The 25,990-nt window shown below is 63.3% G+C and carries 18 protein-coding genes; 16 read left to right on the forward strand and 2 right to left on the reverse strand.

The window, feature by feature from the left end; translation table 11 throughout:
* The first annotated feature begins 2 nt into the window (after nucleotides 1-2).
* The 3 genes from EIC84_RS10995 to EIC84_RS11005 are packed head-to-tail and all read left to right on the forward strand — an operon-like array spanning nucleotide 3 to nucleotide 9,449.
* A complete protein-coding gene (locus EIC84_RS10995) occupies nucleotides 3-530 on the forward strand; it encodes a chemotaxis protein CheW (protein WP_003071161.1) in 528 nt (175 codons plus the stop codon).
* Nucleotides 531-549: 19 nt separating this feature from the next.
* Nucleotides 550-2,793: a methyl-accepting chemotaxis protein gene (locus EIC84_RS11000; protein WP_003071163.1), complete on the forward strand. Its 2,244-nt coding sequence runs from the start codon at nucleotides 550-552 to the stop codon at nucleotides 2,791-2,793.
* Between the two features lie 59 nt (nucleotides 2,794-2,852).
* Nucleotides 2,853-9,449, forward strand: a complete 6,597-nt coding sequence (locus EIC84_RS11005; RefSeq protein WP_034363544.1) for an Hpt domain-containing protein — start codon at nucleotides 2,853-2,855, stop codon at nucleotides 9,447-9,449.
* A 181-nt stretch (nucleotides 9,450-9,630) separates the two neighbouring features.
* On the opposite strand, the gene EIC84_RS11010 is transcribed toward EIC84_RS11005, so the two are convergent.
* Complete coding sequence (locus EIC84_RS11010) at nucleotides 9,631-11,121, reverse strand: deoxyribodipyrimidine photo-lyase (RefSeq protein ID WP_034363547.1); 1,491 nt, start codon at nucleotides 11,119-11,121, stop codon at nucleotides 9,631-9,633.
* 22 nt (nucleotides 11,122-11,143) lie between these two features.
* Here EIC84_RS11010 and EIC84_RS11015 point away from each other — a divergent pair, with 22 nt between their 5' ends.
* The 9 genes from EIC84_RS11015 to EIC84_RS11060 all read left to right on the forward strand — a co-directional run bounded on the left by EIC84_RS11015 (nucleotide 11,144) and on the right by EIC84_RS11060 (nucleotide 20,300).
* Nucleotides 11,144-11,743, forward strand: a complete 600-nt coding sequence (locus EIC84_RS11015; protein WP_003071169.1) for a YqgE/AlgH family protein — start codon at nucleotides 11,144-11,146, stop codon at nucleotides 11,741-11,743.
* Nucleotides 11,740-12,252: a Holliday junction resolvase RuvX gene (ruvX, locus tag EIC84_RS11020; RefSeq protein WP_003071170.1), complete on the forward strand. Its 513-nt coding sequence runs from the start codon at nucleotides 11,740-11,742 to the stop codon at nucleotides 12,250-12,252. Before EIC84_RS11015 ends, ruvX begins: the two co-directional genes overlap by 4 nt.
* Complete coding sequence (gene pyrR / locus EIC84_RS11025; RefSeq protein WP_003071172.1) at nucleotides 12,249-12,779, forward strand: bifunctional pyr operon transcriptional regulator/uracil phosphoribosyltransferase PyrR; 531 nt, start codon at nucleotides 12,249-12,251, stop codon at nucleotides 12,777-12,779. The genes ruvX and pyrR overlap by 4 nt, the downstream gene beginning before the upstream one ends.
* Before the next feature lie 2 nt (nucleotides 12,780-12,781).
* Nucleotides 12,782-13,744 (forward strand): aspartate carbamoyltransferase catalytic subunit, encoded by a 963-nt coding sequence (locus EIC84_RS11030; protein ID WP_003051536.1) that lies wholly within the window; start codon nucleotides 12,782-12,784, stop codon nucleotides 13,742-13,744.
* Nucleotides 13,745-13,951: 207 nt separating this feature from the next.
* Nucleotides 13,952-15,244 (forward strand): dihydroorotase, encoded by a 1,293-nt coding sequence (locus EIC84_RS11040; RefSeq protein ID WP_003071174.1) that lies wholly within the window; start codon nucleotides 13,952-13,954, stop codon nucleotides 15,242-15,244.
* A gap of 201 nt (nucleotides 15,245-15,445) precedes the next feature.
* Complete coding sequence (locus tag EIC84_RS11045) at nucleotides 15,446-16,207, forward strand: 1-acyl-sn-glycerol-3-phosphate acyltransferase (RefSeq protein WP_003071175.1); 762 nt, start codon at nucleotides 15,446-15,448, stop codon at nucleotides 16,205-16,207.
* 50 nt (nucleotides 16,208-16,257) lie between these two features.
* The gene (locus tag EIC84_RS11050; protein WP_034363549.1) at nucleotides 16,258-17,166 is read left to right on the forward strand and encodes a LysR family transcriptional regulator; all 909 of its coding nucleotides are present in this window, start codon (nucleotides 16,258-16,260) and stop codon (nucleotides 17,164-17,166) included.
* Nucleotides 17,167-17,269: 103 nt separating this feature from the next.
* The gene (locus tag EIC84_RS11055) at nucleotides 17,270-18,658 is read left to right on the forward strand and encodes an 8-oxoguanine deaminase (protein WP_003071180.1); all 1,389 of its coding nucleotides are present in this window, start codon (nucleotides 17,270-17,272) and stop codon (nucleotides 18,656-18,658) included.
* 286 nt (nucleotides 18,659-18,944) lie between these two features.
* Nucleotides 18,945-20,300 carry a uracil-xanthine permease family protein gene (locus EIC84_RS11060; RefSeq protein WP_003071182.1) on the forward strand — a complete coding sequence of 452 codons (1,356 nt, stop codon included), beginning with the start codon at nucleotides 18,945-18,947 and terminating at the stop codon, nucleotides 20,298-20,300.
* A gap of 18 nt (nucleotides 20,301-20,318) precedes the next feature.
* Here the strand turns inward: EIC84_RS11060 and EIC84_RS11065 are convergent, their stop codons facing one another.
* Nucleotides 20,319-21,329, reverse strand: a complete 1,011-nt coding sequence (locus EIC84_RS11065; RefSeq protein WP_003071183.1) for a tripartite tricarboxylate transporter substrate binding protein — start codon at nucleotides 21,327-21,329, stop codon at nucleotides 20,319-20,321.
* A 133-nt stretch (nucleotides 21,330-21,462) separates the two neighbouring features.
* On the opposite strand from EIC84_RS11065, the gene arsC reads away from it, so the two are divergent.
* The 4 genes from arsC to EIC84_RS11085 all read left to right on the forward strand — a co-directional run bounded on the left by arsC (nucleotide 21,463) and on the right by EIC84_RS11085 (nucleotide 25,882).
* Nucleotides 21,463-21,843, forward strand: a complete 381-nt coding sequence (gene arsC, locus EIC84_RS11070; RefSeq protein ID WP_046461788.1) for an arsenate reductase (glutaredoxin) — start codon at nucleotides 21,463-21,465, stop codon at nucleotides 21,841-21,843.
* A 171-nt stretch (nucleotides 21,844-22,014) separates the two neighbouring features.
* Nucleotides 22,015-23,556, forward strand: a complete 1,542-nt coding sequence (locus EIC84_RS11075; RefSeq protein ID WP_034363604.1) for a Do family serine endopeptidase — start codon at nucleotides 22,015-22,017, stop codon at nucleotides 23,554-23,556.
* Nucleotides 23,557-23,838: 282 nt separating this feature from the next.
* Nucleotides 23,839-25,392, forward strand: a complete 1,554-nt coding sequence (locus EIC84_RS11080) for an ATP-binding cassette domain-containing protein (protein WP_003071189.1) — start codon at nucleotides 23,839-23,841, stop codon at nucleotides 25,390-25,392.
* A gap of 85 nt (nucleotides 25,393-25,477) precedes the next feature.
* Entirely contained in the window at nucleotides 25,478-25,882 is a 405-nt protein-coding gene (locus EIC84_RS11085) for a hypothetical protein (RefSeq protein ID WP_012839717.1), read from the forward strand.
* Nucleotides 25,883-25,990: the final 108 nt, after the last annotated feature.

Consider the following 25,990-nt stretch of genomic DNA (forward strand, 5'->3'; position numbering starts at 1 on the left):
TTATGGCGAACCGTGAAGCCCTCCGAGATCTCCAATCCCGTCTGGCCGGGCGCCTGCAGGCAGCACGCAGCGAAGGCGTCAGCGTTGCTGCCTGGCTGGCAGTGCAGGCTGGCGGACGGGATTATTTGCTGCCGCTGAATCAGGCAGGAGAAATCTTTCCCTGGACCGGCGTTCAGCCCGTCCCATACACACAGGCCTGGTTTCTGGGCATCGCCAATCTGCGCGGTGCTTTGATGGGGGTGGTGGACCTGGCTCAATTGCTGGGTCATGGAAGTGTCCGCAATGAGCAGGAACTGATGGACTGCAGCCTGCTGGCCTTCAACCCTGCATTGGAGGTCAACGCGGCCCTGCTGGCCGATCGTCTGCTGGGCCTGCGTGCCGCAGACGCGTTTTCCAAGGCCGAGCCTGCGCCTGAGCGTTCCCCGAGTTTCTTCGGAGCCGTCCATATCGATGCGAGCGGCCGCCGCTGGCAGGAGCTGAAGTTGCAGTCCCTGTCTCAAACCGCCAAATTTTTGAGCATTCGTGCTTGAGGTTCCTGGATACAGCGCTATGTCCTTTGCACAGAAAATAAATCAGTTGTTCCGACGCAAGCCCATCGCGGCTGCCGTCAGTGGTGATAGCGGCATGATGGGAGACACGGTCGTACAGGATATGTACGACGGATCGCTCAATAGCGTGCAGGGGGCACCTTCCGTCTTCGGCGTCGAGGAGGCCGGTCGCGCGGACGAACTGGTGAGCCTGCCTATTCTTGGTACGGCCACGACTGCCAAGCATCAGCGCACCTTGTTTACCTTGCTGGGTGGCTCGGTGCTGGTGCTGGTGGTTCTGTCGGCATGGATGCTGCGCGAAGCAGGCAACTCCAACCAGCAACTGGCGGCGACCGGCCAGGCATTGATGCAGTCGCAACGTCTGGCCAAGTCGGTCTCCATCGCCATGACGGGAGCCGCTCCTGCGTTTGCCGACGTCAAGGACAGCGCCGGTGTTTTGGCGCGCAACGTGCGAGCGCTGGCTGCCGGTGATTCCGATCTGGGCGTGAACGCGCTGGGTGGCGGTTTGCAGGACGAGCTCAGCTCCATCAGCACCCTGATGGAGCGAGCGGAAAAGAGCGCCGGGCTGATTCTCGGACAGCAAAAGACTCTGACTCAAGTGGGCGACGCGCTGCGCACCATCAACCGCCAGTCCTCCGATCTGCTGGAAACTGCGGAAACCATTTCTTCGCTGAAGCTGCAGCAAGGTGCTGGCGCGGCAGAGATCTCTGCTGCCGGTCAGCTGGTGATGTTGACTCAGCGTATTGCCAAGTCTGCCAACGAATTCCAGACCCTGGAGGGCGTGAGTCCCGAAGCCGTTTTCCTGCTGGGCAAGGACTTGAATTCCTTCAAGGAAATCTCCGAAGGCCTGCTCAACGGCAGCGCTGAAATGCGGCTGTCGGCGGCACGCGATCCTCAGGTGCGTGAACAGCTGGAGACGCTGATCAAGCAGTACGACGATACGCGTGCCCAGGCCAGTGCCATTCTGGGCAATCTGCAAGGGTTGGTGTCGGCCCGGGAAGCGCAGACCAGCATCAACAATGACAGCGAACCGCTGCGTCAGCAGCTGGAGCAGCTGCAGACGGCGCTGCAGGGGCTGGGCGGGGCCAGCATGCTGCAGCTGGCGCTGCTGGCCATCGCCATTTTGACCGCGGTTCTGAGCGGTATCGGCATCTCGCGCGTGCAACTGCTGGACAGCCGGGCGCGCCAGCAGGAAGCCGAGCGTCACCAGGTCGATGCCCGTTTGCAGGAGCAGGAAGCCAAGCGCATCAACGACGCCAACCAGGCGGCTATTTTGCGTTTGATGAACGAGTTGCAATCGGTGGCCGAGGGCGATCTGACGCAGGAAGCCACCGTGACCGAGGACATCACGGGCGCGATTGCCGACTCGGTGAACTACACGGTGGAAGAGCTGCGCGCTCTGGTGGGATCGGTGCAGAACACCGTGACTCGCGTGGCCCAGACCACCGAGCAGGTGGACGTCACCTCGACCGAGCTGCTGGCTGCATCGAACGAGCAGCTGCATGAAATTCGCGAAACCGGCAAGTCGATTCTGGACATGGCCGGCCGTATCAACAATGTCTCGGCTCAGGCACAGGAATCGGCCCAGGTGGCCCGTCAATCGCTGCAGGCTGCGGACTCGGGTCTCAAGGCGGTGCAGAACGCCATCGGCGGCATGAACTCCATCCGCGATCAGATTCAGGATACCTCCAAGCGAATCAAGCGTCTCGGTGAGTCGTCCCAGGAGATCGGTGAAATTACCGAACTGATTTCGGACATTACCGAGCAGACCAACGTGCTCGCATTGAACGCCGCCATTCAGGCTGCGTCTGCAGGTGAAGCAGGTCGCGGCTTCTCGGTGGTGGCGGAAGAAGTGCAGCGCCTTGCCGAACGTTCCGCAGACGCCACGCGACAGATTGCCGCGCTGGTGAAGGCCATTCAGACCGACACCCAGGATGCGGTGGCCGCCATGGAGCGCTCTACCCAGGGCGTGGTGGAAGGGGCTCGTCTGTCCGACTCTGCAGGTACTGCACTGTCTGAAATCGACAGCGTGTCGCGCCGACTGGCCGAGCTGATCGAGCAGATTTCCAACTCCACATCACGTGAAGCCAATATGGCCAACGGCGTGGCGGAAAACATTCAGCACATTTTTGCCGTGACCGAGCAAACCGGTGAGGGAACCCGCACCACTGCGCAGCAGGTGCGAGAGCTCTCCCACATGGCTGAAGAGCTGCGTCAGTCTGTTTCCCGATTCAAGATTGCCTGATTTGACTGGCTCTTTCTCTCATAAAAATGCACAACCCTTGAGGGTTAAGGAACTAGAGCATGTCAGTGGTTGACGACTCGCCAATACGTACAGCCATGTCTGCAACTGCAGAGCAGGATCTGGGCCCGCTGGCCTGGGTGCTCGATGAAGTGCGCAAGTCGCTGGAGGCAGCGACCAAGGCTGTGAGCCGTTTCATGCGCGATGCGGATGCGGCCCGTTTGTCTGATCTAGAGGAGTTGGATACATCGGCATTGCGCATTGCACGCCAGCAGCTGCATCAGGCCTGTGGCGCTCTGGAGATGGTGGGTGTCACCGCCCCGGCTCAGGTGCTGCGCAGCATGGAAGCTGCGGTCAACCGCTTTGTACAGCGTCCCGAATACTGCACGCAGGAAGCGGCGAGCACGCTGGAGCGCACACATTTTGCGCTGATGGAATTTCTGGAGGCCGTTCTGGCCGGTCAGCAGGTCTCGGCTGTAGCCCTGTTCCCTCAGTACCGTGAGACCCAGGTGCTGGCCGGCAATGACAAGGCCCACCCGGCTGACCTATGGCCTGCCGAGCGCCGTGCACGCGAGCCCCGCTGGACCGGGACCATGCCGGAGCCGCTGGCCTATGGCCCACATGCACGTGCCATGCTGGACGGTGTGGTGCTGCGCATGGTCAAGAGCGACGACCGCGAGGCGGCAGCCCAGATGTGCGAGCTTTGCCGGCGCTTTGCGGCAGCTCAGTCCGAAGATGTGGCGGCGCGCAGTTTCTGGAAAATCGCTGCGGCCTTCTTCGACGGCCTGGCACGTGGACTCATCACTGCCGATATCTACGTCAAGCGCATGGCTTCGCGCGTGCTCATGCAGTACGCCAGCATGGCCAAGGGCGACAGCCTGCCGCCCGCGCGCCTGCTGCAGGACCTGATGTTCTTTTGCGCGCAGGCCAAGCCCCGCGAGCAGGCCGGTGAGAGTCTGAAGGCCGTACACGAGGCCTATGCCATGGAGCAGATGCCGGTGGTGGACTACCACGTGGCGCGCTATGGCCGCTTCGATCCCTCGGTGCTGGTGCAGGCGCGCAAGCGCATTGCGGCCGCCGCAGAGACATGGTCTGCCGTAGCGGGTGGCGACCGCAGCAAGATCAGATCCATGGCCGAGCAGTTCGGACTGGTGTCCGAGTCGCTCGTCAAGCTGCAGCCAGTCAGTCACGGGCTGGCGCGCGCGCTGATTCGTGTGGCGGAGACGGTGGAGCGCATTGGCGAGCCGCCACCAGCCGAGCTGGCCATGGAGGTGGCGACCGCGGTGCTGTATCTGCAGGCCAGCTTCATGACTGCCGGGCATGACGACGAAATACAGGCCGCCCAGTCCAGCGTGCTGGTCCAGCGTCTGGATGCGGCTTTGCATGGCGCGCAGTCCGAGCCGCTGGAAATCTGGATGGAGGAGCTCTACCGTCAGGCCAGCGACCAGCAGACCATGGGGTCGGTGGTTGGAGAGCTGCGCATCACCCTTGGCGAGGCTGAGAAGCAGCTGGATCTGTTCTTTCGCAATCCCGCGGACACCTCGGTGCTGGCCTCGGTACCGGGCCAGATGGCGCAAATGCGTGGGGTGCTGTCGGTGCTGGGATTCGAGCAGGCCGCGACCGCCATGCAGCGCATGCGTGACACCGTCGAGCATCTGATGCTCGGCGAGGTGACGGTCGAGAACCAGCCTCGCATCTTCGAGAAGCTGGGCAGCAGCCTCGGTGCCATGGGCTTTCTCATCGACATGCTCAGCTACCAGCGCAATATGGCGCGCAAGCTGTTCGTCTATGACGAGGAAAAGGACGAACTGCGCATCGTCATGGGTCATAGCCGCAGTCGTGGCCCCGAAGCCTTCCGTCCCACCGTGGATATTCCCATGGATGGCGTACCGTCTTCTGGACAGACTCCAGTCGCTTCGGCTGCCGTGATTGCTGATCCGGCAGTGGAGCCCTCGGTCGCCGCACCGCCACCGCCTGTCGAAGTGAGGCCAGTTCCCGCTGCTGTGGCGAAGCCAGAGCAGTTGCAAGTCAGGCACATCGAGGACGAGGACACCCCGCCGTGGGCAGTGACCGAGCCAGGTGCCTTGCCCGAGTTTGAGGCAGCACCCGCACCAGCCGTGGCAGAGTCGGCCGGCGTGGGCTCCGATGCCCTGGCCGATGCCATGGCTCAGGTGTTTGCGGGCATGCAGTCGGGCAAGCAGGCAACTGACGAGGCGGATGTCGCTCGGGATCTGACAGCGGCAGTCGCAGCTCCTGCGGGCGTGCCTGCGGCTGCTACGGTGCCGGCAGCCGAATTGAACACTGTAGATCTGGACGGCGACGATGAGCTTCTGTCCATCTTCCTGGAGGAAGCCCGCGAAGTCGTGGATAACGGCTTGCAGGCCCTCAAGGTTTTGGCGGACGAACCCGGCAATCTGAGCGAGCAGACCACGCTGCGCCGTGCGTTCCACACGCTCAAAGGCAGCTCGCGCATGGTGGGGCTGGATGAGTTTGGTGAAGCCGGCTGGGCCATGGAGCAGATGCTCAATGCATGGCTGGCAGAGCAGCGACCCATGCCGCAGGCCATGCAGCAGCTGGCTCAGGATGCCCTGAAGGCCTTTGCCGTCTGGGCACAGGATATAGAGAACCAGCAGGCGCAGAACTGGTCGGCCACGGCCTTCCGTGCCGCTGCAGACGCCATGCGTCTGCAGGGCGAGCGTGCCGAGGTGGCCCTGGTTCCGCGTCGCGGCGAGCGCCCCCAGGGCCTGGAGTCGACCGAGGCGGCCGCTGCTGCGGATGCACCCGTGCTGGAGTTGCCTGTAGCGCCCGAGCCGATCGCCGAGCTGCAGTGGCCACTGGAGCCACAGACCGTGGCCGCAGAGCCCGTATTTGCGATGCCGGAGCTGGAGTTCCCGCAAGAAGAGCTGTCTGCGCAGCCAGATCAGGAGCCGGTGGCTGAGCTGGAGGCGGCAGCAGCCGACTTTGCCTTGCCGGAACTGGATATTCCAGACGACCTGCTGCATCAGCTTCAGGCACCTGATGCGCTTGAAGCGTCCGCATTGCCTGCTCTGGAGTCGGCGGCAGAGCCCGAGTGGATAGAGGGCGCCGAGGAGGTTCAGCCTTCGCTGCAGGAAATCACCGCGGCAGAAGAGGTGCAGGAGCTGGAGTTTGCCGCCTTCGAAGCGGCCATGCGTGAAAGCGAGCAGGCTGCCATAGACATGCAGACTGCCGTGGAGCCCCCCGCCATGGACGCAGCTACCGGGGTGCCGGCCGCTGTGGAGATGGCGCTCGAGCTGCCGTCTGCAGAGGCTGCGATCGAGCTGGAGGCCATTGAAGCCTTGCTGGATGGCGTGCCCGAGCCAGTCATGGCCGAAGAACCCGCTCAACTGCCGGAGCCCGAAGTCTCTGCGGTTGAGCAGGTGCTCGAACAGACCGAACAGACAGGTGAGACAGACGACAGCTATCGCAATATAGACGGGCTGCGCATCAGTGCAGCGCTGTACAACGTCTATCTCAACGAAGCAGACGAGTGGTCAGAGCGACTGGGTGAGGTGTTGCAGCAGTGGTCGCAAGAGCCGGCTGCCGTCATTCCCGACGACGCGATCGCGCTGGCGCATTCCCTGGCAGGCAGCTCCGGCACCGTGGGCTTCAAGGCCTTGTCGGAGCTGGCGCGTTTGCTCGAGCATGCACTGCTGCATCTGCAGCCTCAGAGCTATGCCGGCGCGCTGCAGATTCAGCAATGCGTGACCGCATCCGATGAAGTGCGCCGCTTGCTGCATCAGTTTGCGGCAGGCTTCCTCAAGGACGCTTTACCCGCTGTCGAAGACGCACTGCGTGAAATCCTGAATACTCCGATCGATGCCGGTGCAGCAGCTGAAACTGCCGATCTCGAGCTGTCCGATCTGGCCGAGCTGGATGAGGCAGAGTGGCCCGAGGTGCAGGCGCTGCAGCCGCCTGCAGATCCCAAGGACTTGCCACTGGACTTTGCTGCCGAGCTTTCGCAGGATGGGGCCTTGCCCGAGCTTGCGGGTGATGGACCCAAGGGTGTGGCCGAGGAAGACGTGGGAGCATCGGCAGCCGACCCGTTGCTGGATGCCGTGGTGAAAGCCGCGGATCAGGCACCGTATTCCATGGTCCCTGCCGCGGGCAGCGTGGAGCATGAGGCCGAGCTGCAGCGCCGCATCGATGAAGCCATCGCGCTGGCGGTGCATGCCGGTGACGACGAAGACGATATCGATGTGCTCGATCAGGTCGATGCCGACCTGTTTCCCATTTTCGAGGAAGAGGCCATCGACCTGCTGCCCAAGCTCGGTGCTGCACTGCGCCGCTGGCATGGGCGCCCGACGCTGGATGAGGCTCGCAACGAAGCCCTGCGCGCTTTGCACACCATCAAGGGCAGTGCCCGCCTGGCGGGTGCCATGCGCATGGGTGAGATGGCCCACCGCCTGGAGTCGGCGGTGGAACGTATTGACCAGGAGCGTCCCGCAGCTGAAGCGATCGAGCCGCTGCTGAGCAGCTTTGACGCTTTGCAAGCCAGCTTCGATGTGCTGCGCATGGCCGGTGAGCAGGAGTCCGAGCAGCCACTGGCGCAACTGGACGATCTTCTTGCTCAGGCGCCTCTGCATCTGAGCGCGGCAGAGTCTGATGTAGAGCAGGCAGCAGCGGAGGCTCAAGCCGGAGAAAAGACTGCCGCAGAGCCTGCGCAGGCCATTGAGCTGCCGGCCCCGGTGGTGCCGCGTCCTGCATCGCAGCAGACCGTGCGTGTGCGGGCGCAGTTGCTGGACCGCTTGATTTCCCAGACCGGTGAAGTGCTGATTGCCCGCTCGCGTGTCGATGCGCGGCTGTCGCAGGCGCGTTCGGCGCTCAATGACTTGACGGGCAACCTGGAGCGCCTGCGCACGCAGTTGCGCGACATCGAGGTGCAGGCCGAAAGCCAGATGCAGTCGCGTCTGGCCCTGTCCAAGGACACAGCAGCCGGTTTCGATCCGCTGGAGTTCGACCGTTTCACCCGCGTGCAGGAACTCACGCGCATGATGGCCGAGTCGGTCAACGACGTGGCGACCGTGCAGCGCAATCTGCAGCGGGATCTGGCCGCTGCCGAAGACGATCTGGTTGCTCAGGGCCGGCAGGCACGTGATCTGCAGCGAGATCTGCTGCGCACGCGCATGGTGGAGTTCGACTCCTTTGCCGAGCGTCTGTACGCCGTGGTGCGCCAGACGTCCAAGGAAATGGGCAAGCAGGTGCGCCTGAACATCCTGGGCGGCACCATCGAAATGGACCGAGGCATGCTGGAGCGCATGATGCCGGCCTTCGAGCATCTGCTGCGCAACTGCGTGGCTCATGGCATCGAATCGCCCGAGCGGCGCCAGGAGCTGGGCAAGCCGGCTGTCGGCACCATCGAGATCGTGCTGAGTCAGGAGCGCAACGACGTGGCGCTGTCCGTGGAGGACGACGGGGCCGGTCTGGACCTGGAGCGGATTCGCGCCAAGGCCATCAGCCTCAAGCTCTGGAACGACGAGCGTCCCATGACGCTGGAAGACGCGGGGCGCCTGATTTTCGAGCCGGGTTTCAGCACGGCCGCCGAGGTGACGGGTGTTGCCGGCCGCGGCATCGGCATGGATGTGGTGCGTTCCGAAGTGAATGCTCTGGGCGGTCGTATCGAAACCCATACCGAGCCAGGCCGTGGCAGCGCCTTCCGGCTGGTTGTGCCGTTGACCACGGCCGTGACCCAGGTGGTGATGCTGCGCATGGGCGCCGTGTCCATGGGCGTGCCCGCTAACCTGGTGGAAATCGTGCGTCGCGTGCCCGTCGATGTGCTGGAGGAGAGCTACCGCAAGCAGGAGTTCCAGGACGGCAGCGAAGTCATGCCCTTCTATTGGGCCGGCGCGCTGTGGCAAACCTCGCTGCGCAGCGAAGAAAACCTCGGTCGCACGCGCCCCGTGGTGATAGCTCGCAGTGCCTCGCAGCGTGTGGCGCTGCATGTGGACGAAGTGCTGGGCAACCAGGAAGTGGTGATCAAGAACCTGGGTCCGCAGTTGTCGCGTCTGCCCGGTCTTACCGGCATGTCCGTGCTGCCCTCGGGGGCCGTGGTGCAGATCTACAACCCGGTGGCGCTGGCCAACGTCCATGGCGAGCAGGTGCGAGCCATGCTGGCCAGGGCCGAGCAGGCCGCAGCCGATGGCGAACTGCAGGCTCTCTCAGGCGGTGCCGATCTGCTGGGCGCCGAAGCTGCGCAGACCACGGTGCCGTTGGTGCTGGTGGTGGATGACTCCATCACCGTACGCCGCGTCACCCAGCGTCTGCTGCAGCGCGAAGGCTACCGCGTCACGCTGGCCGCTGACGGCCTGCAAGCCATGGAGCGTCTGCAGGACGAGCGCCCGACCCTGGTGCTGTCGGACATCGAAATGCCGCGCATGGACGGCTTCGATCTGTTGCGCAATATCCGCGCCGATCAGACGCTCGAAGGCATGCCGGTGGTCATGATCACTTCGCGCATTGCCCAGAAGCATCGCGAAATGGCCCGTGACCTGGGAGCCAATCACTACCTGGGCAAGCCCTATTCCGATGAGGAACTGCTGGGTCTGATCCAGCATTACGCCTTGCAGCGCAGCGGCCCCGCGCCTGAGCGCAGCCCGCTCGGCGGGTTTGCGGCCGAGGAGTCGGGAGTGACAGTCGAATAAGGTCTGCTCCTCATAACAGAGCGGCTTGCGCTGATCCGGATTGCATTTCAGATTGATATTGATCTGAAATACATGAAGGCCGTGCGCAAGCCGCTTCTTTTTTGAGTGACAGCCTATTGGACGGCTGGCAGCCGAGTACACCACGGATGTGGAGCTCCGCAGGGCCTGGAGCCAGGAAAGCTCAAGCTTCTTTCTTGAGGATTCCGTAGCGCGCCAGGGTTTTCTCCCGCGCTGCCGCATGATCCACGACGGGCAAGGGATAGTCGCGCCCCAGTGCGATGCCTGCTTCGGCCAGTTCCAGCGGCTTGGCCAGCCAGGGGGCATGCCGTAGTTTGCTGGGCAGCTGAGCCACTTCAGGCACATAACGCGCTATGAACTTGCCGTCCGGATCGAACTTCTCGCTCTGGGTCACCGGGTTGAAGATGCGGAACCAGGGCTGGGCATCGCAGCCCGTGGAGGCCGCCCATTGCCAGCCGCCGTTATTGGCCGCCAGATCGAAGTCATTGAGCTTTTCGGCGAAATAGGCTTCGCCCCGGCGCCAGTCCAGGCCCAGGTCCTTGACCAGAAAGCTGGCCGTGACCATGCGCAGCCGGTTGTGCATATAGCCGCTGGAATTGAGCTGGCGCATGGCGGCATCGACCAGCGGGTAGCCGGTGCGGCCTTCGCACCAGGCGGCAAAGAGGGGGTCGGCCTCGGCTCCCGTCTCCCATTCGATGGCGTCATACGCCGGCTTGAAGCTGCGCTCAACCACATAAGGCTGGTGGGCCAGGATCTGGAAGTAGAAGTCGCGCCAGATCAGCTCGCTGAGCCAGGTGGCAGCCCCTTCGCGTGCCGCGGCAGACCAGTCCTCGTTGTGGGCCGCCTCATGGGCGAGGCGGGCCAGCTCGCGTATCGACACGGTGCCAAAGCGCAGATGGACGCTGAGATAGCTGGGCCCCTTGAGGGCCGGAAAGTCGCGTGCCGTCTTGTACTGCGGCAGGCGCGGCAGAAAATCGGCCAGCAACTGGCGCGCGCCGCTGACGCCGGTGGGCAGGCGCAGGCCGGCCAGCGTGTCCGGGGCAAAGCCCAGATCCGCAGCCGTGGGAATCGGGCGGCGCTCGCTGTCCGGCAGATCGGCCAGCTTGCTCGCCAGATCGCGCTCGCTGGGGTAGGCTGAGAGATAGAACGGTGTGATCTTTCGCAGCCAGGCGTTCTTGTAGGGCGTGAAGACCGAAAATGGCGACAGGCTCTGGGTCAGCACCTCGTCGCGCGCAAAGATGCGGTGGTCCTTGAAGCGCAGCAGCAACTGCCCCTGGCTCTTGAGGCTGCGCGCCACCTGGGCGTCGCGGGCGATGGCCGCAGGCTCGTCGTCGTCGTTGCAGAAGACGGCGCCCGCGCCCAGCTGCCGGGCCAGGGCCGGGATGATGTCCTGGGGCAGACCGCGCCGCGTGATCAGCCCTGTCTGCGGACGTCCCGCGGTCTCGCGCAGGGCGGCATCCAGCTCGGCCAGACTCTGGCAGATGAACTCCACACGGCGGTCAGCGTGGGGCAGGGTGGCAAGAATGCTGTCGTCGAAGACAAAGACGCAATACAGCTTTTCACATTGCTGCAATGCATGATAAAGGGCCGCGTTATCGGCCAGACGCAGGTCGCGCCGCAGCCAGATCAAGCCCACAGGGTAAGAAGGAGTCATGGATCGCCATTAAAATCGCTGCATGTCTGCAGAATCTGCGCCTATCAACTTGACGCACCACTTCCTGATTGCCATGCCCGGCCTGGAAGATGAGTCGTTTTCGCGCAGCGTTGTCTACCTGTGCGAGCATAGCGAGCGTGGCGCGCTCGGTCTGATTATCAACAAGCCCTCCAAGCTCAGCCTGCAAGGCCTGCTGCAAAAAGTGGATTTGGGTCTCAAGCGCGATGATTTGCGCGACCAGCAGGTCTTTACCGGTGGCCCGGTGCAGACCGATCGCGGCTTTGTGCTGCATGAGCCCATGGTCATCGAAGGCGCACCCGAGAACGAATCGGCCTATGCCTCGACCATGACCATTCCAGGCGGTCTGGAAATGACCACGTCCAAGGATGTGCTCGAAGCCCTGTCGGACGGTGCCGGCCCCAGGCGCGTGCTGGTCACGCTGGGCTATTCCTCCTGGGATGAAGGCCAGCTCGAATCCGAAATCGGCGAAAACGCCTGGCTGACCGTGGAAGCCGACCCCGAGGTGATCTTCAGCACCCCGGTGGACGAGCGCTATGACCGCGCTCTGGGCCTGCTGGGTCTGCAGCGCTGGATGTTGTCCCCAGAGTCGGGTCGCGCATGAACGATATTTCCTCTTCCAACAAGGCCGCCGATGCGGCCTTTTCCTCGACTTTTTCCTCGGCCGAAAATGCGGCTGCTAGGCCTGCAGCAGCGCCCGCACCGCAAAAGCCGGAGGTTCCGGCCTATTTCCAGCAGTTCCTGGGCTTTGACTTCGGCATCAAGCGCACGGGTTGCGCCTCGGGCAACCGCGTGCTGGGCGGCGCCAACCCGCTGCCCACCATCAAGGCCGAAGCGGCGGATGCACGCCTGGCCGCGGTGGAAAAGCTGATCCGCGAGTGGCAGCCCAACGCCCTGGTGATAGGCGTGCCCTACCACCCCGATGGCGCGGCACACGAGAACACGGCCCGGGCCCTGAAATTCGGCCGCCAGCTCAGAAGTCGCTTCAAGCTGCCGGTGTACGAGGTGGACGAACGCTACAGCACGACTGAAGCCCTGGCGGGTGGCGCACGCGACGCCGACGCGGCTTCGGCCTGCATCATTCTTGAACAGTTTTTGAGGAGTCTCCCATGAGTGAAACCATTGCAGGAAACCAGCCGGGACAAGGCAGCCTGATCCTGGACGCCGAAGCCCTGTATAGCGAGCTGCTGCGCGGCGTGCAGCGCATCATGGGCCCCAATACCCGTCTGGCGGGCATCACCTCGGGCGGCGCCTGGCTGGTCGAGCGCCTGCACAAGGATCTGAACCTCAAAGGCAAGCCCAGCGTGCTGTCTTCCTCGCTGCACCGCGACGATTTTGCCCAGCGCGGCATGGCTTCCAGCGCCCAGACCCAGATCGCCTTCGATGTGAACGGCGCCGATGTGCTGGTGCTCGACGATGTGCTCTACACCGGCCGCACCGTGCGTGCCGTGCTCAACGAACTCTATGACTACGGCCGTCCCGCCAGCGTGCGACTGGCCGTCCTGGTGGACCGGGGAGGGCGCGAGCTGCCCATCCAGGCCGACTTTGCCGCAGCGCGCGTGGCGCTGCCGGCCGACCGTTCCCTGGCGCTGGCGCGCGACGAGGGCGGTGTTTTCCACTTCCGCATTCAAGAGGCCTGATCGTGCTGTACAAGCGCAACCCCCAACTCAACAAGAACGGCGAGCTGATCCACCTGCTCTCCACCGAAGGCCTGTCCAAGGACATCCTGACCCAGATTCTCGACACGGCCAGCAACTTCGTCAGCGTCAACGACCGTGAAGTCAAGAAGGTGCCTCTGCTGCGCGGCAAGAGCGTGTTCAATCTGTTCTTCGAGAACAGCACGCGCACCCGCACCACCTTCGAGATTGCGGCCAAGCGCCTGTCGGCCGACGTCTTCAACCTGGACATCGCGCGCAGCTCGGCCAGCAAGGGCGAGACCCTGCTGGACACCATCGACAACCTCTCGGCCATGGCGGCCGACATCTTTGTCGTGCGCCACAGCGAGTCGGGCGCTCCCTATCTGATCGCCAAACATGTGGCACCCCATGTGCATGTGGTCAATGCCGGCGACGGCCGCCATGCCCACCCCACCCAGGGTCTGCTGGACATGTACACCATCCGCCACTACAAGCAGGATTTCTCCAATCTGCGCGTGGCCATCGTGGGCGACGTGCTGCACTCGCGCGTGGCGCGCTCGGACATCCACGCCCTGACCACGCTCGGAGCTGCCGAGGTGCGCGTGGTCGGACCGCGTACCCTGGTGCCCTCGGACATGGCCAGCATGGGTGTGCGCGTCTTCCACAATCTGGAGGAGGGCATCAAGGACTGCGACGTCATCATCATGCTGCGTCTGCAGAACGAGCGCATGAGTGGCGCGCTGCTGCCTTCGAGCCAGGAATACTTCAAGAGCTTCGGCCTGACCGAAAAGCGCCTGGAACTGGCCAAGCCCGATGCCATCGTCATGCACCCCGGCCCCATCAACCGCGGCGTGGAGATCGACTCCGCCGTGGTGGATGGCCCGCAGGCCGTGATCCTGTCGCAGGTGACCTTCGGTATCGCCGTGCGCATGGCGGTCATGTCGATCGTCGCGGGGAATGAGGCTTGAACACCCCCTGAGCCGCTGCGCGGCTTCCCCCTCTCTCGCGATGCGGGAGGGGGACGACACCTTCGCGTCGGGGCGGCCCTAGCTCGGTGTCCCGTGCGAAGGTCGACGAAGCAAACTGCAGTTGCTGGTGGTGACGATTTTTAGAGATGTTTTTATAGCTGCTAGCGCTTGTGTGGCAAGGGCTGGAAGCCAATTTGGTGCCAAACCATGAAGATTCTGATTCGCAATGGCCGGGTGATGGACCCGGCACGAGGTTTCGACCAGCAGGCCGATATCGCCATCGATGGCAGCGTGATCGCCGCCATCGGCACGGTGCCCGAAGGTTTTGTGGCCGAGCGTGAAATCGACGCCTCCGGCCAGTGGTTGCTGCCCGGTCTGGTGGACCTGGCCGTGCGCCTGCGCGAGCCCGGTCACGAGCATGAAGGCATGTTGCAGTCCGAGATGGCGGCTGCCGTGGCCGGTGGCGTGACCAGCCTGGTCTGCCCGCCCGATACCGAACCCGTGCTCGACGAGCAGGGTCTGGTGGAAATGCTCAAGTTCCGTGCCGAGAAGCAGCACAAGTCGCGTCTGTTTCCCATGGGCGCGCTGACCGTGGGACTCAAGGGTGAAACGCTGACCGAGATGGCCGAGCTGACCGAGTCCGGTTGCGTGGCCTTCGGCCAGGCGGATGTGCCGCTGTCCAGCATCACCACGCTGAGCCGTGCGCTGAGCTATGCCAACACCTTTGGCTATGCCGTGTGGCTGCGCCCGCAGGACAAGGATCTGGGCAGGGGCGTGGCCGCCAGCGGCGCGCTGGCCACCCGCATGGGTCTGGCCGGGGTGTCCGTGGCGGCAGAGACGATTGCGCTGCACACCATCTTCGAGCTGATCCGTGGCTCGCAGACCCGGGTTCACCTGTGCCGCATCTCCAGCGCCGCCGGCGTGGAGCTGGTGCGCCGAGCCAAGGCCGAAGGCCTGAACGTGACCGCCGACGTGTCCATCAACTCGCTGCTGCTGACCGAGAACGACATCGGCTACTTCGACAGCTGTGCCCGTGTGGTGCCCGTGCTGCGCCAGCAGCGCGACCGCGATGCGCTATCTGCAGCACTCGCGGACGGCACCATCGATGCGCTGGTTTCCGATCACTGCCCGGTGGACGAAGACGCCAAGGTGCTGCCCTTTGCCGAAGCCGAACCCGGTGCGACCGGCGTGGAGCTGCTGCTGTCCATTGCCGTGAAGTGGAGCCGCGACTACAAGGTGCCGCTGAACCGCGCACTGGCTGTCGTGACTTCGGCTCCCGTGGCCGTGCTGGGGAGCGCCCTGGGCGAGCAGCAGTCCCTGCTGGGGCAGCTCAAGGTGGGCGGCGTGGCAGATCTGTGCATCGTCGACCCCGAGGCGGAGTGGACGGTCGATCCCAAGGCGCTGCAAAGCCAGGGCAAGAGCACGCCATTCAACGGCTATGAGCTGCCTGCGCGCGTGGTAACGACTATCGTTGACGGCGCTGTCGCCTATCAACGATAGGCTCCCCCTGAGCGGCTTTGCCTAGGCGGCCCCGCCGCTTCCCCCTCTCTCGATGCGTTGCATCGGGAGGGGGACGACACCCTCGGTGCGCGGCGGCGCTTCCTAGGTGCCTCTGACTTTGCATTGCGCCAGTCTTAGGCGCTTGCCGGTTTCAAGTTGCAGCAACTGAGTCACAACGAGCCGCTACACTGTTTGAGAATCATGGCAAACGGCTTGCACAAAATCAAAACCGGCTCGCGTGCGGTATGGCGCGGACTGCGTCTGCTGGCCCATGTGGCCAAGGGCGCCTGGATCGTTGCGTTTCGCTTTCCGCAGCTGCACTACCTGCAGCAGCACGAGCATGTGCAGGCCTGGGCTGCAACGCTGCTGCTGCGGGCCGGGGTGCAACTGCAGGTCAAGGGCCTGCCGCCAGCCAAAGGGCCGGTACTCATGGTCAGCAACCATATCTCCTGGCTCGATATTCCGCTGCTGCACGCGGCGCGCCATTGCCGCTTCATCTCCAAATCCGACGTCAAGGGCTGGCCCATCATCGGCACGCTGGCGACGGCTGCAGGCACGCTCTACATCCAGCGCAGCTCGCGCCGCGATGCGGTGCGCATGGTAGGTGCCATGGAAGAGGCCTTCAAGCGCGGCGAAATCCTTGCCGTCTTTCCCGAAGGAACGACGGGCGATGGACGCAGCCTGCTCTCGTTTCACTCCAATTTGCTCGAAGCCGCCGTGCAATGCGATGCGCCGGTACAGCCCGTGGGGCTGCGCTTTGTCGATGGCAAGACAGGCAGCACCAGCTATGCCGCAACCTATGTCGGGGATGAGACCTTGCTGGGCTCCATCTGGCGCGTGCTTTGTTCGGAGCAGCTGATTGCCGTGGTGCACTATGGCGAGGCGCAGAGCGCACAAGGGCGCGACCGCCGCGCCTGGGCCAAGGACTTGCACACCGAGGTGGACAGGCTGCGCCAGAACTAGGCGCTGTGCCGGCGCTTTGCGCGCCCAGTCAAACCCTGTAGGCTGCGCGCATGCACGCCAGAGTTTTGCGCTATCTCGATGAAGTGGTTCGCCGCGGCTCCATCCGCAAGGCGGCCGAGCACCTGCATGTGGCTCCCACGGCCGTGAACCGGCAGATTCTCGATCTGGAGGCCGAGCTGGGAGCGCCGCTGTTCGACCGCATCCACAACCGCCTGCGTCTGACGCCTCTGGGTGAGATGGTGCTGACCCATGTGCGAAGCACCTTGCGCGAACATGCAGCGCTGCGCGAGCGCATTGCCGACCTCAAGGGCATGCGGCGTGGCGAGATCACTGTGGCGGCGACGTCGGGCCTGGCGGGCTCCTTGCTGCCATCGCTGGTGCATGACTTTCGCAGCAGCCACCCGGGGATGGTCGTGCGTGTCATCGACTTGCCCACGCAGGCCATTGTGTCTGCCGTGGAGGCCGGAGAGGTCGACCTGGGCCTTGCCTACGATCTCACGCCCAGACCCGGTTTGCGCATGCTGGCGGCCAGCGAATGGCAGATCGGAGCCGTCCTGCCGGTCAAGCACCCGCTGGCCCAGCATTCGTCGCTGCTGCTCAGCGAATGCGTGGGTCATCCGCTGATTCTGCCGGCACCGGCCCTGACCATACGCAGTCTGCTCAACGAAGCCTTCGCGCGCAGTGCCATCGAGGTGACGCCGGTGGCCGAGTCCACCTCCATGGCCTTGATACAGCGCCTGGTCATGCTGGGCGAGGGCATTGCCTTGCTCAACGCTCTGGATGTACTGGAGGAGCTGGATCGCGGCTCGCTGAGCTTCGTGCCTCTGCGCGATGCGCATCTGCAGCGCCAGACCCTGATGCTGTTCGTGCGCAAGGGCGCGGAGCTGAGTGCCGCTGCCGAGCTCATGGCGGCAAGCATCGAATCCGCGCTGGCGCGGCTCTACGCCAGAAAACACTGATTCACTGTCCACATTTTGTGGACATGCTTGGCTGAATTCAGCGCTATCGCGCGCTTGGGTGCCTCTCTAGACTTGCGCTTCTTGTTTAGAGAGGAAGAAACCCATGACCCTGATTGCCCTGAATGCCGACGTACTGGTCACCATGGATGCGCAACGCCGCGAGATCAAGGACGGTGCGCTGGTGGCGGACGGCCCGGCCCTGCTGTGGGTGGGTGCAACGGCCGAGCTGCCGGCGCAATACCGCCGCATGGCCGACGAGGGCCAGGCGCGCGTGCTGGACATGCGCGGCAAGGTCGTGACGCCGGGCCTGGTCAACACCCACCATCACATGTACCAGAGCCTGACGCGTGCCGTGCCGGCCGCCCAGGATGCCGAGCTGTTCTCGTGGCTGCAGAACCTCTACATGTTGTGGTCGCATCTGACGCCCGAGATGATCCATGTCTCGACTCAGACCGCCATGGCCGAGCTCATGCTGTCGGGTTGCACCACCACCAGCGACCACCTGTACCTGTTTCCCAATGGCTCGCGCCTGGACGATTCCATTGCGGCTGCGCAGCAGATGGGCATGCGCTTTCACGCCGCGCGCGGCTCCATGAGCCTGGGCCGCAGCAAGGGCGGCCTGCCACCCGATGTGGTTGTGGAGGAGGAAGAGGCCATCTTGCGCGACAGCCTGCGCCTGATCCAGCAATACCACGACGGCTCGCGCCACTCCATGCTGCGCGTGGTTCTGGCCCCATGTTCGCCGTTCTCGGTGACGCGTGATCTGATGCGCGAATCGGCGGTGCTTGCGCGTGCGCACGGTGTCTCGCTGCACACCCATCTGGCCGAGAACGACAACGACGTGGCCTTCTCGCGCGAGAAGTTCGGCCTGACCCCGGCGCAATACGCCGAGGACCTGGGCTGGGTGGGGCGCGACGTCTGGCATGCGCATTGCGTCAAGCTCGATCCCGAAGGCATTGCGCTGTTTGCGCGCACCGGCACCGGTGTGGCGCACTGTCCATGCTCCAACATGCGCCTGGCATCGGGCATCGCACCCATCCGCAGCATGCGCGATGCCGGCGTGTCCGTGGCCCTGGGGGTGGACGGCAGCGCATCGAACGACGGTGCCCACATGCTGGGCGAGGCGCGCCAGGCCATGCTGCTGCAGCGCGTGGGCTACGGCCCGGCGGCCATGAGTGCCCGAGAGGCGCTGGAGATCGCCACGCTGGGCGGTGCGCGCGTACTCAACCGCGATGACATTGGCGCACTGGCTCCCGGCATGTCTGCCGACTTCGTGGCCTTCGACATGGAAGACGTCGGCTATGCGGGTGCCGGCCACGACCCCGTGGCAGCGCTGGTGTTCTGTACGCCGGCCAATGTGTCCAGCAGCGTCATCAACGGGCGTGTGGTGGTCGAGGACGGGCGTCTGCTGACCGCCGACCTGCCCGTGGTTCTGGGCCAGCACCGCCATCTTGCGCGCAGCCTGTTCGAGCGAGCTGCCGCAGGGCATTGAGACTTTTCGGTGACGGCCATCGTGGGTCCATTGCGATGGCCGGACATCGGTGTGAGAGAGATTCCAAGCCTTTGTGGCACTGGAAGAAAAGTGGGCTCGGGACTGGTGTCAGGTGACTTGGAGTGCCAGAAATTCTTTCTCGATGCTGGACACGCTATACGGCGCCGCGCATGGGCTGTATCGGCAACGGCATATGAGAGCTCCCGGTTGCGTGCTTAGTCTTGTGGCCTTCGCGGGGAAGCCTATTCCCCGGCGATTGCATACCTAAAAAACAGGAGACAAGACCATGGAAAAGCTGCTTTACGGGGTGGAAGACCGTCCGCCCAGCCTCATCACCACCACGCTGCTTTCGCTGCAGCATCTGCTCGCCGCTCTGGGCGGCATCATCGCCGTGCCGCTGGTGTTCGGTGGCGCGCTCAAGCTGCCGGCCGACCAGATCGTGGCCCTGGTCAATGCGGCGCTGCTGGGCTCGGGCATCGTCACCATCATCCAGTGCCGTGGCGTGGGACCTGTCGGCATACGCCTGCCCTGCGTGATGGGTACCAGCTTTGCCTTTGTCGGCGCGGGCATCAGCGTGGGACTGGAGCATGGTGTGCCCGGCATCCTGGGCTCTTCGCTCGTGGGCTCGCTGGTGATGATCGTCGGCAGCTTCTTCATGCCTGTGATCCGTCGCTTCTTTCCGCATACCGTGACCAGCGTGGTTGTGACCATGATCGGGCTGTCGCTCACGCCCGTCGCCGTGGACTGGGCCGCAGGCGGTGTGGGCAGCGGCAGCTATGGCGCCGTGGGCAATCTGGCGATTGCGGGCTTTGTGCTGGCGCTGGTGATTGGCTTTGTGCAATGGGGCAAGGGCGTGATCTCGGCATCGGCCGTGGTTCTGGGCATTGCCTGCGGCTATCTGCTGTGCCTGGCCCTGGGCTTGATCGATTTCACCCAGGTGCGTGAGGCGCCGATCTTCGCGATTCCCCAGCCGCTGCATTTCGGCATGAGCTTTCCGGTATCGGGCATCGTTGCCATGTCCATCGCCTTTCTCGTGACCATTGTCGAGACCACGGGTACTTTCATGGCCCTGGGGGCGGCAACACAGACGCCGATCCGTGGCAAGCGCCTGTCCAGCGGCATGCTCTGCGACGGCGTGGGTTCGGCCTTTGCCGCCTTGATGTCGAGTCCTCCTGTCTCCACTTTCGCGCAGAACGTGGGCGTGGTTTCGCTCACCGGCGTGGCCAGCCGCCATGTGGTGATGCTGACCGGCGTGATGCTGTTGCTGGCCGGTTTGTTTCCGGTGCTGGGAGCGCTGGTCGTGACGATTCCTCAGCCAGTGCTCGGCGGTGCGGGCCTGATGATGTTTGCCATGATCATCCTGGCGGGCATCCGCATGCTCAGCGGCGCAGAGCAGACGCGTCGCAGCGGCCTGATCATTGCAGTCTCGCTGGGCTGCGGTCTGGCCGTGACGGTGCGCCCCGATCTGCTCTCCAAGATGCCTGCCTTTGTGCGCGAGGTGTTCGGCTCGGGTATTACCGTGGGGGCGCTGGTGGCCGTGGGCCTGAATCTGCTGCTGCCGGGGCGTGAGTTCGATGCCCACGAGGAAGAGCTGGAGTCCGCAACGGCAGCCCCGGTTGCAACCAGTTCCGCCGCAGCCTGAAGCGCAGGCCCTGGGCGCTTAAAGCGTCATCTTGCTGTCGATGATGACCTTGCGCCAGCGCGCGAGGTCCTTGACGATGAGGTCGGCAAAGACCTTGGGCGTGCTGGGCATGGGCTGGGCGCCTTCGCTTTGCAGACGCTCGAGGATGGCGGGGCTTCGGAGCGAGGCATTGATCTGCTGATTGATCCTGGCGACCACGTCGGCGGGCATATTGGCAGGACCGACCACGCCATACCATTGGTCGGCCTCAAAGCCGGGCAAGCCTGCTTCGGCCACGGTAGGCACATTGGGTAGTGCAGGGATGCGCTGAGGTGATGAAACGGCGATGGCCTTGATCTGGCCGGAGCGAATTTGGGCCAGCACGGCAGGGATGCCGGTGAACAAGGCCTGAACCTGACCTGCCACCAGGTCATTGACGGCCGGTGCCGTGCCCTTGTAGGGCACATGCTGCATCTTCAGCCCGGCTTGCAGGCTCAGATAGGCCATGGTCATATGCGCGGCACTGCCGTTGCCCCCCGAGCTGAAATTCACTGCGCCCGGGTTGGCCTTGGCGTAGCTGATGAACGATGCCAGATCATTGACCGGCAGCGATGGATGCACGACCAGCACGTTGGGCACACGGGCCACCCAGGCCAGAGGCGTAAAGCTCTTGATAGGGTCGTAAGGCAGCTTGGGGTAGAGCGTTGGTGTAACGGCCAGCGTGCCGACATGACCCATGAGCAGTGTGTAGCCATCGGCACTGGCCTTTGCCACGCGGTCCGCGCCAATGCTGCCGCCTGCGCCGGCGACGTTTTCCGGCACCACGCTCTGGCCCCAGGCGGTCGTCAGCTCATGACCTATGGCGCGACCCAGAATGTCGGCGGAGCCGCCGGGCGTGAACGGAATGACCATGCGTATGGCCTTGCTGGGGTACTTCGAGTCCTGTGCCAGAGCCGTACCGGTCAGACTGCCCAAGGTGGTGGCCGCAGCCCATTGGCTCCATTGGCGACGGTTCAGAGTGAAGGGTTCACGTGCGGTGAAAGCGGGCATATTGTCTCCTCATGATGTTTTGCAGACAGTCTATGAGATGGCGCTCTGCCTGGCTCTGGCGCAGCCGGCATAGCTGCTATGCAGTGACTGCCTGCCAAGCCTTGGACAGGTACAGGCTCGCTACACTGCAGTCATGACTACAAGTACAGACACCCCCGTGAATCGCCCTGACATCACCATTTTTCACAACAGCCGCTGCAGCAATTCGCGCGGCGCGCTGGCGCTGCTGCGCGAGCATGGTATCGAGCCCAATATCGTCGATTACATCGCCACGCCGCTGACGGCGCCAGAGTTGGCAGAGCTGGTGGCACACCTGGGCGTTTCGGTGCGTGACTTGCTGCGTACCAAGGAAGCTCAGTTCAAGGAACTGGGTCTGGACAACGCAGCGGTCAGTGATGTCCAGCTGATTCAGGCCGTGGCTGCGCATCCGGTGCTGCTCAATCGACCCATTGTGGTCACTCCCAAGGGGGCCAAGCTTTGTCGCCCGCCGGAGCTGGTGCTGGAGCTGATCTGAGCGAGGTGGGTTGCAGATTGAAAATGGCCTGAACTCCTTGAGCTGCCGATGCACGCAGCTTCTGGTTCAGGCGCATTGGTGAATACCGCAAGCGTCTAAGTCTCGCCTAAGTGTGGACGTTCAAACTTCCCTTCAACGACACCGATCCGGTGCTTTTTTGAAAGGATGACCATGAACACAATTCTCTCCACACCCCGCCGATTGGTCATGGCCCTGGTGGCCGCTGGTGCGATCGGCGCACTGGGCGCCACCGGCGCCGGCCTGGTGGGAACCCGCAGCACAGCCCAGGCGCAGGTGACGCAATCTGCGGCGGTTGCGCAACCCGCAGCCCTTAACCTGCCTGCGGTAAATGCTCCCAATTTTGCAGATATCACGGCGCGCAACGGCGCGGCCGTGGTCAATATCAGCGTGGTGGGCTCCTCTCGCGCCATGAGCGACGATGAAGGCGACCAGACCAGCGAACGTCAGCAACAGGGTCAGGGCATCAGCCCCGATGACCCCTTCCTTGAATTCTTCCGCCAGTTCGGCTTTCCTGGAATGCCGGGCGGGCAGGGCATGGGACCACGTGCGCAGCAGCCCGATACACCCATGCGCGGCCAAGGCTCGGGCTTTATCGTCTCCAGCGACGGCGTGATTCTGACCAATGCCCATGTGGTGCATGGCGCCAAGGAAGTGACGGTCAAGCTCAACGACCGTCGCGAGTTCAGGGCCAAGGTGCTGGGAGCCGATCCCAAGACCGATGTGGCGGTACTCAAGATTGACGCTGCCGGGCTGCCCACGGTCAAGCTGGGCCAGACCAGCCAGCTGCGTGTGGGCGACTGGGTGCTGGCGATCGGCTCGCCCTTCGGCTTTGAGAACAGCGTGACGGCTGGCGTGGTGAGTGCCAAGGGGCGTTCTCTTCCCGATGATTCCTTTGTTCCCTTCCTGCAGACGGATGTGGCGATCAACCCCGGAAACTCTGGTGGCCCGCTGTTCAACGCACAGGGCGAGGTCGTGGGCATCAACAGCCAGATCTACACCCGCTCGGGCGGGTATCAAGGGGTGTCGTTTGCGATTCCCATCGAACTGGCAACCCGTGTGCAACAGCAGATTCAGGCAACGGGCAAGGCCCAGCATGCCAAGCTGGGTGTGAGTGTGCAGGAGGTCAATCAGGCCTTTGCCGATTCCTTCAAGCTGGATAGGCCCGAAGGTGCATTGGTGGCCAGTGTCGAAAAGAATGGCCCTGCTGCCAAGGCCGGACTGGAACCAGGCGATGTGGTGCGCAAGGTGGATGGCAAACCCGTTGTTGGTTCGGGCGATCTGCCGGCCTTTATCGGCCAGGCCTTGCCGGGGCAGAAGGTGACGCTGGAAGTCTGGCGCAAGGGTGAATCCAAGACTCTGAGTGCGACCCTTGGCGATGCCAGTGACAAGGCTGCGAAGGTGGCCAAGTCCTCTCCGGACACTGACAAGGGAAAGCTGGGGCTGGCTTTGCGCCCCCTGCAGCCTGAGGAAAAAAAGCAGATTGGTGTGGACTCCGGCCTGCTGGTGGCTCAGGCCAGCGGTCCGGCAGCAGCAGCAGGTATCAGCCAGGGAGACGTGCTGCTGTCCATCAATGGCGCACCTGCCGGAAATATCGATGAGGTGCGGGCCGCAGTAGCCAAAGCGGACAAGACCGTGGCCGTGCTGATCTGGCGCGATGGCAACAAAATCTTTGTGCCGGTGCGCCTGGGTTGAGTTGATCCCTTGCCGTATGAAAGACCGCATCCTTAGGGGTGCGGTTTTTCTTCTCTGTTTTTATTGATTAAAAACAAAAAATATCTGAATAAATGAATATTTGGTGGATTTCCACATGATGTTGTCATGTTTCAAGAGGTAACGAGTTTCTAGAGATGTAATGCCATAGACTGCCGGGCCAAAGCATTCATTCGTCTTTTTGACGCCGTGCGGTGGCGATTCGGCGTGACCGCAAATACATCGTGACGGCCCTCGGAGCAGGCGCTGCGAGGGGAGGATTTTTTGGATCAGCAACACAGTCTGCAGGTGCAAGGCCTGGGCGCTTCATATGGTCCACGCGTGGTTTTGGCCGAAGTGGATTTCACACTTCCGCAATCAGGCGTAACTGCATTGCTGGGTCCTGCGGGTACAGGAAAATCCACGCTGCTGCGCACGCTGGCCGGACTGAACGCGGTCAATCCGCGTTTTCGCAGCTGGGGGCAGGTGGTCTATGCCGCTCAGCCATTGCACATGCCTTTGAGCGTCGACGGCGCGCAGGCCTTGCCGCGCCTGGTACAGCAGCATGCCCGGCTTATGCGCGCCAGTACCCTGGATGCTCTGATCGAGAAAGCACGTCGGACCGAGCACCGTGCGCCACTGGAGTGGCGTCGGTGGGTGACTGCACAGCTGCAGCACTATGGCTTTGCCGAGCTGGCCCAGGCTCTGGATAAGTCCACCATGCTGTTGAGCGCGGTGCAGCAACGCGCCGTAGCCATTCTGCGCGAGGCCTGGGCCCGGCCTGCGGTGTTGATGGTGGATGAGCCCACGGCCGACCTGGAAGGCTATGAGGCATTTTTGTTGCTGGACTTGATCAAGCAGATCGGCCAGCAGTGCAGTGTGCTGCTCGTCACGCACCATCAGCAGCATGCCCAGGCTGCTGCCCAGCAGATGTTGTTGCTCGCAGGTGGTCATATTCAGGAAGCTGCAGCAATGGCGGTGTTCACTCTGCGGCCGCTCAGTGCTGCCGGTCAGCAATTCCTGCGTACCGGAAGCTGCGCTGTCCCCATGCCGGGTACCCCTTTGAATGAGCTGGCCGACGATGTATTGCCGCCACCTCCCTTGCCTGTCGCAGCCTTGGCGGCCATTGCCGAATTTTCCGACCTGCTGGCATCTTCGGCAGCAGTGAGTGAGGCCGTTGCTCCCTTCAAATTGGAACCCGTGCTGCCTGTGCCAACGTCGGTCTCTGCACCTGCACTGTCGCAAGCGGCAGCGGTTGCGGCATCTGGCCTGTCCTCTGCAACCCGCTACCAGCCTCGCATCGTGAATGCGGCTGTGCTGATGGAAATGCAGCCACTGCTGGCTGCTGAAAATGCCATGCCAGCCAGCCGCGGCCCGAACGGATTTTCCTGGCTGGTGCCAGGAAGGCTGGCAGGTACGCCCTGGCCAGGTGTGGTCCATGACATGGACGCCGACCTCAAGGCCCTGAATCGTTGCGGTATCACCATGCTGATCACGCTGACGGAAAAGGACTTCCCGCAGGATGCCTTGGCCCGCAATGGGCTCAAGAACTTTCACCTACCGGTCTATGACCACGAGCCACCGACAGTGGCACAGATGCAGATGCTGCTGGCACGCATGTCGGTCGCCCTGCGCCGTGGAGAGGTGCTTGCCGTGCACTGCCTTGCAGGATTGGGCCGTACCGGAACCGTGCTTGCCGCCTGGCTGGTGCGCGAGGGCCTGACTGCCGAAGAAGCGCTGCGCCGTGTGCGATTGATTGATGCTCAGTATGTGCAATCCGAGGCGCAGGAAGCGCTTCTTTATGAATTCGAAAACGCATTGCTGCAAAAGATGGCGTGATGTTTTCAAGACCACCAAAGCATGGGCGCTGCGGACTGCAAACGGCCATGACGCGAAAGATTAGCAATAGGAAAGTGAGAGCGTAATGAGTTTGGATACCGTGTTGACGCAGGCCGTGGCTTCGGTCCCCGAGTGCTTGGCCGCTGGTTATGTGGATGCTGCTTCGGGCATGTTGCTGTCGATCCGTACCGTGGATTCCCATCCGCGTGAGGTGATTGATCTGGTGGCGGCTGCTACGGCCGACCTGTTCAACGGCCCCAATGTCTCCATGATCGAGACCATGTTCAAGCGTTCGCGCGGCCTCAGCGATGATGGTCACCACTATTTTCAGGAAATCATCGTCAACAGTGACAACCTGATTCACGTCTTTCTGCGTAGCAAGGCAGTGCCCGACTATGTGGCAGTCTTTGTCTGCCGCCGTACCGCCAACCTGGGCATGGCATTGACCAAGGCACGTATGGCGATGCCGGGCATCGAAGCTGCGGTGTAACCGGCGGCCCTTCATGTGAGGTGGCGGCTTGCCCGCTTGGGGTGGAGCTGCCTCGCTTGCCGCCTTGCGGGCATGCAGTCTGCGTGCGATGCATCCTTTGTTTCTGGT

Source organism: Comamonas sp. A23, from assembly GCF_004522605.1.
In the GTDB taxonomy this organism is placed as follows: Bacteria; Pseudomonadota; Gammaproteobacteria; order Burkholderiales; family Burkholderiaceae_C; genus Comamonas; species Comamonas thiooxydans.

Bases quoted from the DNA above. Each gene is read 5' to 3' on its own strand.
- EIC84_RS10995 (WP_003071161.1), top strand. From the start codon at position 3: ATGGCGAACCGTGAAGCCCTCCGAGATCTCCAATCCCGTCTGGCCGGG.
- EIC84_RS11000 (WP_003071163.1), top strand. From the start codon at position 550: ATGTCCTTTGCACAGAAAATAAATCAGTTGTTCCGACGCAAGCCCATC.
- EIC84_RS11005 (WP_034363544.1), top strand. From the start codon at position 2,853: ATGTCAGTGGTTGACGACTCGCCAATACGTACAGCCATGTCTGCAACT.
- EIC84_RS11010 (WP_034363547.1), bottom strand. From the start codon at position 11,121: ATGACTCCTTCTTACCCTGTGGGCTTGATCTGGCTGCGGCGCGACCTG.
- EIC84_RS11015 (WP_003071169.1), top strand. From the start codon at position 11,144: ATGTCTGCAGAATCTGCGCCTATCAACTTGACGCACCACTTCCTGATT.
- ruvX (WP_003071170.1), top strand. From the start codon at position 11,740: ATGAACGATATTTCCTCTTCCAACAAGGCCGCCGATGCGGCCTTTTCC.
- pyrR (WP_003071172.1), top strand. From the start codon at position 12,249: ATGAGTGAAACCATTGCAGGAAACCAGCCGGGACAAGGCAGCCTGATC.
- EIC84_RS11040 (WP_003071174.1), top strand. From the start codon at position 13,952: ATGAAGATTCTGATTCGCAATGGCCGGGTGATGGACCCGGCACGAGGT.
- EIC84_RS11045 (WP_003071175.1), top strand. From the start codon at position 15,446: ATGGCAAACGGCTTGCACAAAATCAAAACCGGCTCGCGTGCGGTATGG.
- EIC84_RS11050 (WP_034363549.1), top strand. From the start codon at position 16,258: ATGCACGCCAGAGTTTTGCGCTATCTCGATGAAGTGGTTCGCCGCGGC.
- EIC84_RS11055 (WP_003071180.1), top strand. From the start codon at position 17,270: ATGACCCTGATTGCCCTGAATGCCGACGTACTGGTCACCATGGATGCG.
- EIC84_RS11060 (WP_003071182.1), top strand. From the start codon at position 18,945: ATGGAAAAGCTGCTTTACGGGGTGGAAGACCGTCCGCCCAGCCTCATC.
- EIC84_RS11065 (WP_003071183.1), bottom strand. From the start codon at position 21,329: ATGCCCGCTTTCACCGCACGTGAACCCTTCACTCTGAACCGTCGCCAA.
- arsC (WP_046461788.1), top strand. From the start codon at position 21,463: ATGACTACAAGTACAGACACCCCCGTGAATCGCCCTGACATCACCATT.
- EIC84_RS11075 (WP_034363604.1), top strand. From the start codon at position 22,015: ATGAACACAATTCTCTCCACACCCCGCCGATTGGTCATGGCCCTGGTG.
- EIC84_RS11085 (WP_012839717.1), top strand. From the start codon at position 25,478: ATGAGTTTGGATACCGTGTTGACGCAGGCCGTGGCTTCGGTCCCCGAG.